Consider the following 13,612-nt stretch of genomic DNA (forward strand, 5'->3'; position numbering starts at 1 on the left):
TCAGCGCGTCGGGACCGGCATCTCGCCCGAATAGTCGTAGAAACCCTTGCCGGTCTTGCGCCCGAGCCAGCCGGCCTCGACATATTTCACCAGCAGCGGAGCCGGCCGGTACTTGCTGTCGCGGGTGGTCTTGTAGAGCACCCTGATAATGTCGAGGCAGGTGTCGAGCCCGACGAAATCGGCCAGTTCGAGCGGCCCCATCGGGTGATTGAGGCCGAGGCGGCAGCCCTTGTCGATATCGGCGATGCTGGCGGTCGACTGGCCGAGCACGAACACGGCCTCGTTGATCATCGGGAGCAGTATGCGATTGACAACGAAACCGGGTTCGTCCTGGCTGAGGACCACCTGCTTGCCCAGCCCTTCGGCAAAGGCGACCGTGCGGGCTTCCACGTCCTTGGACGTGGCGAGGCCCGGAATCACCTCGATCAGGCCCATCACCGGCACGGGGTTGAAGAAGTGCAGCCCGATGAAGCGCGCCGGATCACTGGTGTAATTGGCCATGCGGGTGATCGGGATCGAGCTGGTGTTGGAAGCCATGATCGCGCCCTGCCCCAGCACTTCGCTCGCCCTCTCGAAGATCGCCTTCTTGATCTCCTCGCGCTCGGTTGCGGCTTCGATGATCATGTCGGCCTCGGCCATCGGCGCGTAATCGGCGACCGGGGTGATGCGGGCGAGTGCCGCCTCGGCATCGGCGATCTCGATCTTGCCGCGCCCGACCAGCTTGGCGAGCGACCTCTCGATCCCTGCCTTGGACTTTTCGGCCACCTCCAGCGAGACGTCTGCCAGCAGCACGTTCATCGCGTTCTGGGCAATCGTCTGGCTGATGCCTGAGCCCATCTGGCCCGCGCCGATTACGCCGATCGTCTTCATGGTGTCCGCTCTCTTCGCAGTTGCAGCAAAGAGGCGCTGTTAGCGGGGCGCGTTGCCGCTGGCTAGCGGTTTGCTCCCGGTACCCACTTCACATCGCCCCGGCCGTCATCGTTGGCGACGCGGGCAAGGACGAACAGCAGGTCGGACAAGCGGTTCACGTAGGCGAGCGCCGCCGGATTGACCGGCTCCTCCGCTGCCAGCGCAACCATCGCCCGTTCCGCCGCGCGGGTGGTGGCGCGTGCGACATGGACCCGCGCCGCTGCCTCGCTGCCGCCGGGCAGGACGAAGCTGGTCAGCGGCTGGAGCCGCTCGTTCAGCCCATCGATCTGCGCTTCGAGCCAGTCGACCTGCGACGGGACGATGCGCAGCACCATTTCCGACGGAGCGAAATCCTCACCAGGAGTCGCCAGGTCCGCACCGAGATCGAACATGTCGTTCTGGATGCGGAACAGAGTCGCGGCATGATCGGTGCCCTGCAGCGCAACCGCCGCCAGCCCGATCGCCGAGTTCGCCTCGTCGACCACGCCGATTGCGGTCATCCGCGCATCGTGCTTGGCACGGCGCGAGCCGTCGACGAGGCCAGTGGTTCCGTCGTCGCCGGTGCGGGTATAGATCTTGGTGAGCTTGACCATGCGCCGCCCGCTAGCGGCTTTACTGCGCAACCGCCAGCAGGATGGCGACGACCACGATGGCCAGCGCCTGATATTTGATGCGGTTGAACATCATCTTGTTCTGCAGCAGCTGCATCTCGGTGACGTTCTCTCCCTCGCCCGTCTCGAGATCGATCTTGGTGCTCTGGAGGAATGCGACGATCCCGCGAACGAGCGAATAGAGCACGAGGCCCATGAGGATCACGAGGGCGATGATGAGTATCCAGGTCATGGCCTCTATCTAGGCATTCTGCAGCGATATGCCAGACGGCCATTCGCCCGTACGCAGCCGGTCCGCCCATGTGCGCCCGTCCTCGCCTGCCAGCCGGTGGTCCGAGAGCGCCGGCGAACCGCGACGCTTTGCCAGTTTCTGCCCGCTTTCGTCGAACAGCAGCGCATGGTGGTGCCAGCGCGGCACCGGCAGGTCGAGCAGCGCTTGCAGCAGCCGGTGTACATGCGTCGCCGCAAACAGGTCGCGCCCGCGCGTCACCAGCGTCACGCCGTCGGTCGCATCGTCGAGCGTGGCGGCGAGGTGATAGCTCGCCGGCAGGTCCTTGCGCACCAGCACAACGTCGCCAAGCGCCAGCGGATCGGCCGGCTGCACCCCGGCAAGATCGTCTTCCCAGCTGAGCGGCCCGGTCAGTGCCAGCGCCCGGGCGACATCGAGCCTCATGGCGGCCTGCTGTGCGGGATCGACCGCCTTGCCCTTGCAGGTGCCGGGATAGACCAGCCCCTCCGTCCCCGGCTTGGCTCCGGCGGCCTCGATATCCTTGCGGGTGCAGGTGCAGGCATAGAGCAACGCCATCGCCTCCAGCCGGCTTGCAGCGTCGCGATAGCTGTCGAGACGGGTGGACTGCGCAGGCACCTCGTCCCATTCCAGCCCGAGCCATTCGAGATCGCGGCGGAATTCGTCGGCGAGCTCAGGGCGGCTGCGAGGACCGTCGATATCCTCGATCCGCAGCAGGAAGCGACCACCTTCCCCATGGGCGAGATCGTGAGCGACGATGGCACTGTAGGCGTGGCCCCAGTGGAGCGGCCCGTTCGGGCTGGGGGCGAAGCGGGTGACGGTCATATGCCGATATGTGAGTCCAAAATGCCGCAGGGGGGCAGGATATCCCTGTGGAAAGCCTGTCTGTAACCGTCTTGACGCCTTTCTGCGCAAATGCACACTCGGCATCAATCGGGGAGAACAAGCAAAATGTTCACGGCCGAACTGATCGAACGGACCGCACGGCTGCGAAGTAGCATGGAGGATCCGACGCGCAACCTCGCGTCGTGCCCCTCCCTCGTCCTCAATGCGGACTATACCCCGCTCTCCTACTACCCGCTCAGCCTTTGGCCGTGGCAGACGGCGATCAAGGCGATCTTCCTCGACCGGGTCGATGTGATCGAGACCTACGACCGCGAGGTCCATTCCCCCAATCTCGACATGAAGATCCCCAGTGTCATCGCGCTCAAGCAATATGTCCGGCCGAGCGAATTTCCCGCCTTCACCCGCTTCAACCTGTTCCTGCGCGACCGCTTCGCCTGCCAGTATTGCGGCGATACCCATCACCTGACCTTCGACCACGTCATCCCCCGCCGGCTCGGCGGGCGCACGACGTGGGAGAACATCGCCACCGCCTGCGCCCCCTGCAACATGAAGAAGGGTGGGCGCACCCCCAAGCAAGCCGGGATGCACCTCTACAACGCCCCGATCCGCCCGACCCACTGGCAGCTGCAGCAACACGGCAAGCAGTTCCCGCCGAACTATTTGCACGAGACGTGGAGGGACTGGCTCTATTGGGACATCGAACTGGAAGGGTGAGCCCCTTCTCCTCAGCCTGGTGAGAGTTCGATCAACCTCGCAGTGTCACCATCCTGCAGCACCCAGATACGGCCATCTGGAGCCTCCTCGACTTCGCGGATGCGGGCCCCGAGCGACAGCCGCGCCACTTCGGCAGCGGTGCTGCCCGTAACCCGGACCCGCACCAATCCTTGCGCCGCAAGCCCGGCAAGGAGGAAATCGTTGGTCCAGCCGACAAAGCGGGTGCCCCGGTACTGGATCATCCCGCCCGGTGCGATCGACGGACTCCACGCCACCAGCGGCGAGGTGTAGGCGGTATTGGTCGAATGGCGCGGGATCGGCGTCCCGTTGTATTCGTCTCCTTCAGACACGGCAGGCCAGCCGTAATTGTTCCCGGCCGTGATCAGATTGAATTCGTCTCCCCCCAAGGGGCCCATTTCGCTCGCAAAAAGCCGCCCGTCTGCCGCGAAAACCAGGCCATAGGGATTGCGGTGCCCCAGCGACCAGATCTCGGCCCGGACCCCGGTCGTTCCGGCGAAGGGATTGCCTGCCGCCGCCGAGCCGTCGAGGTTGATACGGACCATCTTGCCCAGCGTGCCGCCCAGGTCCTGCGACGGCGTGCCCTGCTGGCGCTCGCCGGTGCTGATGAAGAGCCGCTGCCCGTCGGGTGAAAAGGCGAGCCGCGCGCCGGGATGGCCCCCGGTGGTGACCGGAGTTGCGCGCCACACAACCGTCAGGCCCTGCAATTGCGGCGTTGCTCCGGTGTCGAGCGTGGCACACGCCACCACCACACGCTGCCCACCGGCGGCCGCTTCGGCATAGCTCAACCAGACGCGAGCGTTGGTGGCGAAGGCGGGATCCAGTACAATATCGTGAAGACCCAGTTGCCCGCTGAAGGCCACCGACGGTGCACCCGCGACTGCGGTTTTGGCGCCGGCGCTGGTGACCAGGAACAGCCGCCCCGGCTTCTCCGTCACCAGGAGGCGCCCATCGGGCAGAAACACCATTGCCCAGGGATTGTCGAAGGTCGCCACTTCGCGCTGCACCACGGCGGAAGTGGTCGGGGCAGGGGTCGGAGTAGGAGTAGGGGAGGGTGTCGGGGTCGGCGTCCCCAGCGTCGGGGGAGGACTTCCGTTTTCATCGCCACCGCATCCCGTCACCAACAAGGCAAGCGTGAGTGATATCGACCGTGCCAAGACCTTCATCATCGTGACCCCGCGACTAAGGCTACCCTTCGCAACGATAGGCCACCGTGCGTCGAAAGCGACAGCCACGGCGCTCGGCTGGCCTCAAATCCGATACGGCCTGTCGGCAGGTGCCCCAGACTAGCACGATGCAGTGATGAAAGCGCAGGTCATGTCACCGCTGCCCGCTGCCTGAACTCGGGCCTGTCCCATGCCTCGGTCGCCAGAATATCCGCCAGCTCCTGCGCCGTGCGGGCCATGTCCTCGAAGCGCAGATAGGCCGGGGCAAAGCCGAGCCGCAGGATATCGGGCGCGCGGAAGTCGCCGATGAACCCGCGGGCAATCAACGCTTGGCACAGGGCGTAGGTCTCGGGATGGCGGAAGGAGAGCTGGCTCCCGCGCCGGGCGGGGTCGGTGGGGGACACGAGGTCAAGACTCCCCCTCCCCTTCAGGGGAGGGGGTTGGGGGGTGGGGGCTGTTGATGAGCAGGCCACAGAGATTACGGGCCCCACTCCCTCCGCGCCTGCGGCGCTCCTCCCTCTCCCCTGAAGGGGAGAGGGGTTTTTGATGACACCCGCCTCCGCCAGGCACTCCAGTAGGAACCCGCTCAGTGCCTGCGATTTCGCATAGAGCGGCCCGACGCCGATCTCGGCGATCAGCTGCACGCCTACCTCCAGCGCGCTCATGGCAAGGATCGATGGCGTGCCGCACAACAGGCGGTCGACACCGGGCGCTGGCGTATAGTCGTCCGAGAAGGCGAAAGGCGCCGCATGACCCATCCAGCCCGACAGCGGCTGCTGGAGCGCGTCATGGTGCCGTTCGGCCACGAAGGCATAGGCTGGCGCGCCGGGTCCGCCATTGAGATACTTGTAGCCGCAACCCACCGCGAAATCCGCCCCGCTGGCGTTCAGGTCCACCGGCATCGCCCCGCCGGTGTGCGACAAATCCCACAGCACCAGCGCGCCTGCCTCATGCGCCGCGCGGGTCAGCGCCGCCATGTCGAACAGCGCGCCCGACTTGTAATGCACATGGGTCAGCAGCAGCAGCGCGACATCCTTGTCCAGTGCCTCGGCGATTGCCTCGCGATCCGCCAGCCGCCGCTCGGCCAGACCCTGAGCTTCCAGCCCCTGGATCATGTAGAGATCGGTCGGAAAATTGCCCGGTTCGCTGAGGATCACCTTGCGTCCGGGCCGCATGGTGAGCGCGGCACTGATCAACTTGAACAAATTGACCGAGACACTGTCGGCCACGATCACCTCGTGCGCCTGCGCGCCCACCAGCGGCGCGATCTTCGCCCCGACGCGTTGCGGCAGGGTGATCCAGTCGGCGCTGTTCCAGCTCTTGATCAGGTCGCCGCCCCATTCCTCGCGCACCACCTGCTCCAGCCGCGCCGGTGTGGCCTTGGGCAAGGCACCGAGCGAATTTCCGTCGAGATAGATCACGCCCTCGGGCAGGTCGAAGCGGCTGCGATACTCGCTCAGCGGATCGGCGGCATCCAGTTCGCGGGCGCGGTCGAGCGGACTCATATCGCCGTCCGCACGCTCAGCAGCTCAGGGAAAAAGGCCTGCTTCAGCACGCCCTCCAGATAGGGCACGCCCTGCGTCCCGCCGGTGCCGCGCTTGAAGCCGATGATGCGTTCGACCGTTTTCAAATGGCCGAAGCGCCAGCGCTGGAAATGGTATTCCAGGTCGACCAGCTTCTCGGCGAGTTCGTAGAGATCCCAGTGCGCCTGCGGGTCGCGGTAGATTTCGGCCCAGGCCGCCTCGACCGCTTCGGAGCGAACCCAGACCTCCGCCAGCGGGCGGTCCAGCACCTCGTCGGGAATGGCAAAGCCGCGCCGTGCCAGCAGGCGAACTGCTTCGTCATAGATACTCGGGCGCGCAAGTTCCGCCTCCAGCGCCGCGACGACATCGGGCAGCGACTTGTGCAGGCTGACCATGTCGCGATTCCGGCCACCCAGCAGGAATTCCATCATCCGGTACTGCGGCGACTGGAACCCGCTCGAGCGGCCCAGATGCGGGCGGATCGCGGAATAATCGTGCGGAGTCATGGTGCTGAGCACGTCCCAGCTCTGGATCAGCTGGGTCTGGGCCCGGGCCACGCGGGCGAGCATCTTGAAGGCGGGGCGGAGGTTGTCGGCAGCGATGCACTCGCGCGCCGCCACCAGCTCGTGCAGGCACAGCTTGAGCCACAGCTCGCTCGCCTGGTGGACGATGATGAACAGCATCTCGTCATGCGCGTCGGATGACGGGTGTTGCGCCGCGAGGATGCGGTCGAGATCGAGATAGCTCGAATAGGTAACGTCTTGCGCCATGGCCGCAGCCCTAGCGCGGCTCGGTGGCGTTTGAAACTACTGCTCGATCACCCGGGTATGCGGGTGGTGCTTGTCGAGGTGCTTCTTGACGATCCGCAGGTTGCGGGTGTTCGAGCGGTAGATGAAGTCCATCGCATCGCCCAGCAGCGGCACTGCGCCGACAGCGGTATCGATGGCGATGTTGCCCGCCATCCGCGCCAGTTTCCATTTCGGCAGGCCTAGGTTCTTCGCTTCCCAGATGAGGTATCCGCCCATCGCCGCAGCAATCAGGTCGCCCACGACCGGGATCAGCCCGACGACGGAGTCTAGACCGACCGGCATATTGACGCCGGGAATGCGGAAGCTGCGTTCGAGCAATTGCTCCATCGCCTCGATCCGCTTGCGCACGGAGACGGGATCGGTGCCAGTCGGCAATTGCCACCCCATCGTCTGCAAACGCGGCCCATCGTTCATAAAAGGCGCTCCTTTGCTTAAGATATGGGCGCGACTGCGAAGGGAAACAAGGGATGCCTGGCCCAGCGGTTGACCGCAAAACCGCCGACACCGCCGCGCACCAGCGACCAGCGCAGCGGCGCGCCCAGTGGAATGAAAACCTCCGCTTCGGTCAGGGCTCCTTCCGCTTCGGCCAACAGGTTGGCCTTTTCCGCGCCAGAACCGGCCAGCATTGCCTGGTCGACCAGAACATCGGCGTCGGGCGAACACAGCGGGCGCGAGATATCGCAGTTGAACTGGTTCAGGAACCAGCGGGCATCGGCATAGCGCGCCAGCCGGTCCACCAGTACCAGATCGGCGGCATCGCCATCGCGCGCCCTCTGGAGCCTGACGCCGACTGCGGCAAAGTCTTCCGCCAGGCGGGCCAGCAACAGGTCGGATCCGGGGCCAGGGGGAAGGTCGATTGTCAATTGCGCCTCGCCGCCGAACCCTGCCAGCCGCCGGGCCGCGACAGCGCGCCGCTGTTCGAGCGACTGGCTTCCCCAACGTTCCCCGCGCAGGCCGGGGTCGCCAGGCAGGCCGGACGTCACCAACCTCGAAGTCGGAGCCCATCCGGCCACATTGAAACCTTCGATCAGTCGCGCCCGGTCGATCGCCATCGAAAGCGCCTCGCGACGCGCGGGATCCTCCAGCAAGCCATCGCGGTTACGGAAAGCCAGGCCGAACAGGCCGATCCCCGAATCAAGCCGGAACGTGCCAGCCGAAAGCGGGCCGACATCGGCAAGCGGCAGGGTGGCGAGATCGCCGTTGAGCACGACCTCGACCTCGTTCGCCTTGAACGCCGCGACGGCGGGCGCTGCAGGAAGGCCGCGCACCACCACGTCGAGCACGTTGCCGTCCCAGTCGCGCCGTTGGGGTTGGCCACGGTCCTGCGGTGCCAAAGGCTGCAGGCGAAGCAGTTCGTCCCCTTCCTCCAGCCGCACCATCGGTCCGGTGCCCTTGCCGGACCTCGTCCGCAGGGCAAGTTCGGGCTGCGAAAGCAGCTGCAGGAATTCCGGCATCGGGCTCTTCAGCCTGACCTCGATAACCCGTTCCGCCATCACCCTGATCTCGGCGACGATCTGCAGGTCGAGTCCCAGCGTGGTTCCCTGGTAAGCGCGGATCGCGCGGCCGAGCGAGTCGCGCACCGACGCAGCATCGAGGTCGCCGCCATCGGGCCAGTCGGAGCCGCGGATGCGGAAGAAATAGCTCTTGCCGTCTTCCGTTACTATCCACCGTTCAGCGATCGCCGGAATCACCTCGCCCTGTTCGTCGAGTGCAACGAGGCCTTCAGCCGTCGCTTCGCGGACGAGCTGGCCGGCGTAGGACAAGCGGGTACCCGTTTCCGCCGGATCGTCGGTCTGCCCGATGACCGCAACGGTCACCGCGCCTTCATTGGCGCGCGACGAACAGCTTGCGAGCGCAAGCGCAACAAGGGGCAGGACGACGGGAAACAGCCGCATCGCGCGTGACTAGCAGCGATACAGCGTCAGGTCAGCGAAAACCGGTCAGATTTTCCGCAGCGGGCTGCCTGTAGCGTTGCCGGAGCCCGGAGCGATGGTCGACGGACGGGTATAGCGGGGAGCGGAGAAATCGTCGCCGGAGCTGCCGACCGGTGCGCGCGCCTGGGCCGGGTCGATTTCGTGATCGAAGGCAATACCGAACCGGTTGTCCTGCACCCAGGCGACGGAGCCTTCGACCCAGTCGATGTTGCGCAGCTTGATCGCCAGGCGCGACCCGCGCAGCACCCGCATCGGTCCCTCCGCCATCATCCCGCCGGCGGAAAGATTGCGTACCTTGACTCGCTCCACAGCCGTCGCGCCCTCAAGCCGCAATTCGGCCATCAGGAACAGGCTGTCTCGCGAGATATGGCGTGTATCGACGGCAGGCATCGGCAGATGTGGTCCTTTGTTGGCGACCCTTCAGCCCCGCTTTTGAGCGCTGATTGACTCGCGAATAGCCCAGTTACCTTACCGAAGCTTTAAGCGTGTTACGTACCCGGTCGCAGGATCAGTCGTCGCGGGAAATTTTCTCGCGCCGCTCGTGCGCCTCCTGCGCCTCGACCGTCATGGTCGCCACCGGGCGGGCGATCAGCCGCTTCAGGCCGATCGGGTCGCCGGTGACCTCGCAATAGCCGTATTCGCCCTGGTCGATCCGGCGCAGTGCGGCGTCGATCTTGGAGATGAGCTTGCGCTGCCGGTCGCGGGTCCGCAACTCGATGCCCCAGTCGGTTTCGCTCGATGCGCGGTCGTTGAGATCGGGTTCGCGGATCGGCCCGTCCTGGAGCGATTGCAGCGTCGCCCCCGCAGAGGTGTGGATGGATTTCTTCCATTCGAGCAGCAGCATGCGGAAATAGTCCTGCTGCATTTCGTTCATGTAGGGCTCGTCTTCGGACGGAACGTAATCCGCGCCCAGATTGCCCTTGACCTGCTTCAGGAATTCGCTGTCGTCACGTGCCGAAACGGCCATGAGGGTCCTCTCAAACCAGTGTGCCCGGTCCGGTCCGCCGTTCCTGCGTGCCCCGGTTTTCCGGTAGCGCGGCCGACCCGATGAGCGCGCCTATAGGGATGGGGCGAAGGCGCCGCAAGCGGCAATGCGGCGACAGGCCCGACTATGCACAGAACGCCGGTCCCGCGCTATCTGCCCGCTGGCGCGCGATAATTCCCGCCACATCGTTAACCGGTTCTTTACCATAAACCGCTTGAACTGCGTCCTGTGAGGCCGGCGGCACGTTTGCCGGTCGAAACAGGGGGAATGCGACATGAAACTCACTTCGTTCGATGGGGGACTGCCCGCCGCAAGAGTTACCGGCGCCGAAAGCATGATCATCGCACAGTGCCTGGCCTCTGCTGCCGCCGGCGAGATCGATGCGCTCTACGACCTCGGGGTCATCTATTCGACCGGTAGCCACGGCGCCGGCTACGACTTGGTCGAGGCGCATAAGTGGTTCAACCTTGCCGCCTCGCGCGGGCACGAGGAAGCCGCGTGGTGCCGGGCAGACATTTCGGACGAAATGACCGCCCGCGAAATCGCCGAAGCCCAGCGCCGTGCGCGCGACTGGCTGCTGGCCGAACGCCGCGTCGCCTGATCCGGCCTACCCGCCCTTCCGGAAGGGGGTGCGGGTATCGAGATAGTTGCGGTCGGCTTCGACCCCGCGGCGTTCGCGGTCGAGGAAGTCGGCGATCGCTTCGCGAAATCCCGGATCGGCGACCCAGTGCGCCGACCATGTGCGGACCGGTTCATAGCCCCGGGCGAGCTTGTGCCCGCCCTGCGCGCCGGCCTCGACCCGTGCGAGACCCCGGGCGATGGCGGCATCGATAGCCTGATAGTAGCACAGCTCGAAATGCAGGAACGGGACCTGCTCGGTGCAGCCCCAGTAGCGGCCGTAGAGCGCATCGGGACCGATCACGTTCATCGCGCCCGCTATCGGCCGCCCTTCCCAATAGGCGAAGATCAGCAGCAGTTTCTCCGCCATCCGTTCGCCCAGCAGGCTGAAAGCCTCGCGGGTCAGGTAGGGCGAACCCCATTTGCGCGCGCCGGTATCCTGGTAGAACACCCAGAACGCATCCCATTCCGCTTCGGTGATCTCTGCCCCGGTGAGGTGCCGGATCTCCACGGCTTCCTGTGCCTTGACGCGTTCCTTGCGCAGCGCCCGGCGCTTGCGGCTGGCGAGTTCGTCGAGGAAATCGTCGAAGCTGCCATAGCCGCGGTTCTCCCAGTGGAACTGGATGTCGCTGCGCAGCATCCAGCCGGCCGCCTCGAAGATCGGCAGCTGCGCCGGGTCGATGAAGGTCGCATGGGCACTGGAAAACCGGTTCTGCTCGCACAATTGCTCGGCCGCCTTGAGCAGGGGCAACCCCAGCGCCTCGTCTGCCAGCAGCAGGCGCGGCCCCGTTGCGGGAGTAAAGGGCGCGGCGATCTGGAGCTTGGGGTAATAGCGCCCCCCGGCGCGCTGGTAAGCTTCGGCCCAGCTGTGGTCGAAGACGAACTCGCCCTGGCTATGGCCCTTGAGATAGGAGGGGAGCGCCGCCAGCGGCACGCCTGCATCGCTCTCGATCACGATTGGCGCCGCCTGCCAGCCTGTGCCCGGCCCGACGCTGCCCGAATCCTCCATCGCGCTGAGGAAACCATGCGACATGAACGGATTGTCCGCCCCGCCCAGCGCATCCCATTGCTCCGCCGGGATATCGGCTAACCCGCCTAGGATGCGCGCAGTGAACGAAGTCTCGCTCACGCGTCTCCTGCCGGCGGCAGGCCCGCCCCTTCGGAGATGAACGCATCAGCGTGAATCAGCGCCCGGGCGCGGGTCTCGGGCGAATTGACCGTCCAGGTCAGCACCGGCAGGCCCTTCGCCCGCAGGCCGGCGACCCACGCGTTGGGCAGCGCGGCAATATGATAGGCGAGGAAATCGGGCCGCGCTGTGGCGAAGGCCAGCCGCCGCTGCCACCGCTTCTGGGTGTAGCCATGCTCGTCCTCGCGCATCACCAGGCCGACGCATGTTGCGGGCGCGTGGTGGCGGAACCAGCGGGCGACACGCGGGTCGAAGCTCATGACCGCATAGGGGCCGTCGTAGGCGGCGAGGGCATCACGGACGCGGACGCAGCTTGCGACAACGTCATAGCCGCGCTTCGACTTGATCTCGATCAGCAATGGCACACGGCCTGCAACCAATGCGAGCAGATCGGCCAGGCTGGCCGGGCCCTCTTCGCTGCCCGGATAGCGCAGCTCGCGCAGGTCCATCGCGGTCCTGCCGCTCGTCGGCCCCTCGCTGCCGGTCAGCCGGGCGAGATCCCAGTCGTGGAACACCATCGGCAGATTGTCGGCGCTGCGCTGGATATCGCATTCGATGCCCATCCCCGCCTCGATCGCCAGCCGCGCGGCGGCGAGCGAGTTTTCGGGCACGCCGTTTCCGTGCAGCCCGCGATGGGCGTATTCCCATTCGGTCAGCCAGGCCGGAACCGGGCGGCTAGCCATCGCTCACCGCGATTACCGCATCGACTTCCACCGCCGCCCCGCGCGGCAGGGCTGGCACGCCGACAGCTGCACGGGCATGGCGACCGGCATCGCCGAACACGTCGAGCATGAGGTCCGACGCGCCGTTGGCCACTTCCGGCTGGTCGGTGAAATCGCCGGTCGAATTGACGAATGCCCCCAGCTTCACGACCCGTTCGACCCGGTCGAGCAACCCCGCCGCCTGCAACTGGGCGAGGATCATGAGCCCGCAGGCCCGTGCCGCAGCGATACCCTCGGCGTTCGAGACATCCTCGCCCAACCGGCCCTTGACCAGCACGCCTTCGACGAACGGAAGCTGGCCGGAGACATGGGCGAGGCCGTTTGCCACTACCACGGGGGTGTAGCTCGCCACCGGGGCGGCAGCTTCGGGCAGGGTGATGCCGAGTTCGTCGAGGCGGGCGGTAAAGCTCATTCTTCTTCCTCCAGTCGGGCGAGGATCCACGGCAGCGCATGCTCCCACTCGTCGATCCTCGCATGGGCGTGCCCGGCCTTCTCGCCGCAGGCGATATGCGGCGCAATTGCCGGTTCGCCGCACAGATGCAGCCGGGTGACATCCGGCACGGTTTCCGCTGCCGAGCCGTGATGCTGGGCAAGGTCGTCGATGAAGACCGCTTTCGACGGATTGTATTCGGCGAGGATCTTGGCCAGCGCCGGGCCCTTCGGCCCCTGGTTGGTATAGACCGGCACATCGATGCCGTAGCGCAGCAGCTGCTCGGCTCGGCGGTCGCGCCGATCGTCGAGCAGGTTGGTCAGGATCACCACATCGGCCTTTTCGGCCAGCGTGCCCATGGCCTCCACCGCGCCCTTGATCGGCAGCTGGCTGTCCATCTCGGTGTCGAAGAAAAGGTTGAGGTACTTCCAGATATCGACGGGCTCCACCTGCTCGCCGCTCGCCTGCCAGGTCAGCGCCGTGCCCCAGTCGCCGTTGTCGAGCGCGAAGTCGATGCCGTGCCGTTCGTCCAGGAAATCGCGGAAATGCGCGACCATGTGCAGCAGCACTTCGTCGCAGTCGGAGATGATGAGGGGTCGGTTCATCGGGACAGGCTTTCGCGGGCGGCGAGCAGCACCTGCGGCTCGATGCTCAGGGCATCGGCGGCAAGCAGCAGGTCGGGTTCGTGGTTGGCAAGAAAATCGAGCACGGCGGCCAGCACCGCGCGGTCGGTCAGCCGGTCGCGCAGGATCTCGGGCGTGAGGCCCGTCAGCGACAGCAGCCGTTCGGCCCGTTCGTCGTCCGTCAGCACCCAGCCGAGCGCATTGAGCGCCAGTGCGTCGGCATCGGCGGGATCGTGCGCGGCGGATTTGGGGGGGAACGAGATTGGCAAGG

The 13,612-nt window shown here is 65.9% G+C and carries 18 protein-coding genes; 2 read left to right on the top strand and 16 right to left on the bottom strand.

Annotation, left to right across the window (positions count from 1 at the left end):
• From WAB17_RS05015 to gluQRS, 4 genes are all read right to left on the bottom strand, one after another.
• The gene (locus WAB17_RS05015; RefSeq protein ID WP_435418917.1) at positions 1–870 is read right to left on the bottom strand and encodes a 3-hydroxyacyl-CoA dehydrogenase NAD-binding domain-containing protein; all 870 of its coding nucleotides are present in this window, start codon (positions 868–870) and stop codon (positions 1–3) included.
• Positions 871–932: 62 nt separating this feature from the next.
• A complete protein-coding gene (locus WAB17_RS05020) occupies positions 933–1,502 on the bottom strand; it encodes a cob(I)yrinic acid a,c-diamide adenosyltransferase (RefSeq protein WP_435418918.1) in 570 nt (189 codons plus the stop codon).
• A 19-nt stretch (positions 1,503–1,521) separates the two neighbouring features.
• Positions 1,522–1,752 (bottom strand): hypothetical protein, encoded by a 231-nt coding sequence (locus WAB17_RS05025; protein ID WP_435418919.1) that lies wholly within the window; start codon positions 1,750–1,752, stop codon positions 1,522–1,524.
• Positions 1,753–1,761: 9 nt separating this feature from the next.
• On the bottom strand, positions 1,762–2,592 hold the full coding sequence (gene gluQRS, locus WAB17_RS05030) for a tRNA glutamyl-Q(34) synthetase GluQRS (RefSeq protein ID WP_435418920.1): 831 nt from the start codon (positions 2,590–2,592) through the stop codon (positions 1,762–1,764).
• 126 nt (positions 2,593–2,718) lie between these two features.
• On the opposite strand from gluQRS, the gene WAB17_RS05035 reads away from it, so the two are divergent.
• On the top strand, positions 2,719–3,327 hold the full coding sequence (locus WAB17_RS05035; RefSeq protein ID WP_435418921.1) for an HNH endonuclease: 609 nt from the start codon (positions 2,719–2,721) through the stop codon (positions 3,325–3,327).
• A gap of 11 nt (positions 3,328–3,338) precedes the next feature.
• Here the strand turns inward: WAB17_RS05035 and WAB17_RS05040 are convergent, their stop codons facing one another.
• From WAB17_RS05040 to dksA, 7 genes are all read right to left on the bottom strand, one after another.
• Positions 3,339–4,514 carry a PQQ-dependent sugar dehydrogenase gene (locus WAB17_RS05040; protein WP_435418922.1) on the bottom strand — a complete coding sequence of 392 codons (1,176 nt, stop codon included), beginning with the start codon at positions 4,512–4,514 and terminating at the stop codon, positions 3,339–3,341.
• 146 nt (positions 4,515–4,660) lie between these two features.
• The gene (gene kynU, locus WAB17_RS05045; RefSeq protein ID WP_435418923.1) at positions 4,661–6,016 is read right to left on the bottom strand and encodes a kynureninase; all 1,356 of its coding nucleotides are present in this window, start codon (positions 6,014–6,016) and stop codon (positions 4,661–4,663) included.
• Positions 6,013–6,804, bottom strand: a complete 792-nt coding sequence (locus tag WAB17_RS05050; protein ID WP_435418924.1) for a tryptophan 2,3-dioxygenase — start codon at positions 6,802–6,804, stop codon at positions 6,013–6,015. The genes kynU and WAB17_RS05050 overlap by 4 nt, the downstream gene beginning before the upstream one ends.
• A gap of 36 nt (positions 6,805–6,840) precedes the next feature.
• Complete coding sequence (locus tag WAB17_RS05055; RefSeq protein WP_435418925.1) at positions 6,841–7,257, bottom strand: DUF4112 domain-containing protein; 417 nt, start codon at positions 7,255–7,257, stop codon at positions 6,841–6,843.
• Positions 7,258–7,274: 17 nt separating this feature from the next.
• Positions 7,275–8,738, bottom strand: a complete 1,464-nt coding sequence (locus WAB17_RS05060) for an ABC transporter substrate-binding protein (RefSeq protein ID WP_435418926.1) — start codon at positions 8,736–8,738, stop codon at positions 7,275–7,277.
• 45 nt (positions 8,739–8,783) lie between these two features.
• Positions 8,784–9,167: a PilZ domain-containing protein gene (locus WAB17_RS05065; protein ID WP_435418927.1), complete on the bottom strand. Its 384-nt coding sequence runs from the start codon at positions 9,165–9,167 to the stop codon at positions 8,784–8,786.
• Positions 9,168–9,285: 118 nt separating this feature from the next.
• Positions 9,286–9,744 carry an RNA polymerase-binding protein DksA gene (gene dksA / locus WAB17_RS05070; protein ID WP_435418928.1) on the bottom strand — a complete coding sequence of 153 codons (459 nt, stop codon included), beginning with the start codon at positions 9,742–9,744 and terminating at the stop codon, positions 9,286–9,288.
• Between the two features lie 292 nt (positions 9,745–10,036).
• On the opposite strand from dksA, the gene WAB17_RS05075 reads away from it, so the two are divergent.
• The gene (locus WAB17_RS05075; protein ID WP_435418929.1) at positions 10,037–10,363 is read left to right on the top strand and encodes a hypothetical protein; all 327 of its coding nucleotides are present in this window, start codon (positions 10,037–10,039) and stop codon (positions 10,361–10,363) included.
• Between the two features lie 6 nt (positions 10,364–10,369).
• On the opposite strand, the gene WAB17_RS05080 is transcribed toward WAB17_RS05075, so the two are convergent.
• From WAB17_RS05080 to WAB17_RS05100, 5 genes are read right to left on the bottom strand one after another with little or no spacing between them, the layout of a single operon-like run.
• On the bottom strand, positions 10,370–11,509 hold the full coding sequence (locus WAB17_RS05080; RefSeq protein ID WP_435418930.1) for a GNAT family N-acetyltransferase: 1,140 nt from the start codon (positions 11,507–11,509) through the stop codon (positions 10,370–10,372).
• Positions 11,506–12,249 carry a glycerophosphodiester phosphodiesterase family protein gene (locus WAB17_RS05085; protein ID WP_435418931.1) on the bottom strand — a complete coding sequence of 248 codons (744 nt, stop codon included), beginning with the start codon at positions 12,247–12,249 and terminating at the stop codon, positions 11,506–11,508. The genes WAB17_RS05080 and WAB17_RS05085 overlap by 4 nt, the downstream gene beginning before the upstream one ends.
• Positions 12,242–12,700 carry a RidA family protein gene (locus WAB17_RS05090; protein WP_435418932.1) on the bottom strand — a complete coding sequence of 153 codons (459 nt, stop codon included), beginning with the start codon at positions 12,698–12,700 and terminating at the stop codon, positions 12,242–12,244. The genes WAB17_RS05085 and WAB17_RS05090 overlap by 8 nt, the downstream gene beginning before the upstream one ends.
• Positions 12,697–13,323, bottom strand: a complete 627-nt coding sequence (locus tag WAB17_RS05095; RefSeq protein ID WP_435418933.1) for an HAD family hydrolase — start codon at positions 13,321–13,323, stop codon at positions 12,697–12,699. Before WAB17_RS05095 ends, WAB17_RS05090 begins: the two co-directional genes overlap by 4 nt.
• Positions 13,320–13,610 carry a DUF3572 domain-containing protein gene (locus WAB17_RS05100; RefSeq protein ID WP_435418934.1) on the bottom strand — a complete coding sequence of 97 codons (291 nt, stop codon included), beginning with the start codon at positions 13,608–13,610 and terminating at the stop codon, positions 13,320–13,322. Before WAB17_RS05100 ends, WAB17_RS05095 begins: the two co-directional genes overlap by 4 nt.
• Positions 13,611–13,612: the final 2 nt, after the last annotated feature.

It is taken from the genome of Parerythrobacter aurantius (genome assembly GCF_045291475.1).
In the GTDB taxonomy this organism is placed as follows: domain Bacteria; phylum Pseudomonadota; class Alphaproteobacteria; order Sphingomonadales; family Sphingomonadaceae; genus Parerythrobacter; species Parerythrobacter aurantius.

Bases quoted from the DNA above. Each gene is read 5' to 3' on its own strand.
- WAB17_RS05015 (WP_435418917.1), bottom strand. From the start codon at position 870: ATGAAGACGATCGGCGTAATCGGCGCGGGCCAGATGGGCTCAGGCATC.
- WAB17_RS05085 (WP_435418931.1), bottom strand. From the start codon at position 12,249: ATGGCTAGCCGCCCGGTTCCGGCCTGGCTGACCGAATGGGAATACGCC.
- WAB17_RS05050 (WP_435418924.1), bottom strand. From the start codon at position 6,804: ATGGCGCAAGACGTTACCTATTCGAGCTATCTCGATCTCGACCGCATC.
- kynU (WP_435418923.1), bottom strand. From the start codon at position 6,016: ATGAGTCCGCTCGACCGCGCCCGCGAACTGGATGCCGCCGATCCGCTG.
- dksA (WP_435418928.1), bottom strand. From the start codon at position 9,744: ATGGCCGTTTCGGCACGTGACGACAGCGAATTCCTGAAGCAGGTCAAG.
- WAB17_RS05060 (WP_435418926.1), bottom strand. From the start codon at position 8,738: ATGCGGCTGTTTCCCGTCGTCCTGCCCCTTGTTGCGCTTGCGCTCGCA.
- WAB17_RS05025 (WP_435418919.1), bottom strand. From the start codon at position 1,752: ATGACCTGGATACTCATCATCGCCCTCGTGATCCTCATGGGCCTCGTG.
- WAB17_RS05035 (WP_435418921.1), top strand. From the start codon at position 2,719: ATGTTCACGGCCGAACTGATCGAACGGACCGCACGGCTGCGAAGTAGC.
- WAB17_RS05095 (WP_435418933.1), bottom strand. From the start codon at position 13,323: ATGAACCGACCCCTCATCATCTCCGACTGCGACGAAGTGCTGCTGCAC.
- WAB17_RS05055 (WP_435418925.1), bottom strand. From the start codon at position 7,257: ATGAACGATGGGCCGCGTTTGCAGACGATGGGGTGGCAATTGCCGACT.
- WAB17_RS05065 (WP_435418927.1), bottom strand. From the start codon at position 9,167: ATGCCTGCCGTCGATACACGCCATATCTCGCGAGACAGCCTGTTCCTG.
- WAB17_RS05040 (WP_435418922.1), bottom strand. From the start codon at position 4,514: ATGATGAAGGTCTTGGCACGGTCGATATCACTCACGCTTGCCTTGTTG.
- WAB17_RS05020 (WP_435418918.1), bottom strand. From the start codon at position 1,502: ATGGTCAAGCTCACCAAGATCTATACCCGCACCGGCGACGACGGAACC.
- WAB17_RS05075 (WP_435418929.1), top strand. From the start codon at position 10,037: ATGAAACTCACTTCGTTCGATGGGGGACTGCCCGCCGCAAGAGTTACC.
- gluQRS (WP_435418920.1), bottom strand. From the start codon at position 2,592: ATGACCGTCACCCGCTTCGCCCCCAGCCCGAACGGGCCGCTCCACTGG.
- WAB17_RS05090 (WP_435418932.1), bottom strand. From the start codon at position 12,700: ATGAGCTTTACCGCCCGCCTCGACGAACTCGGCATCACCCTGCCCGAA.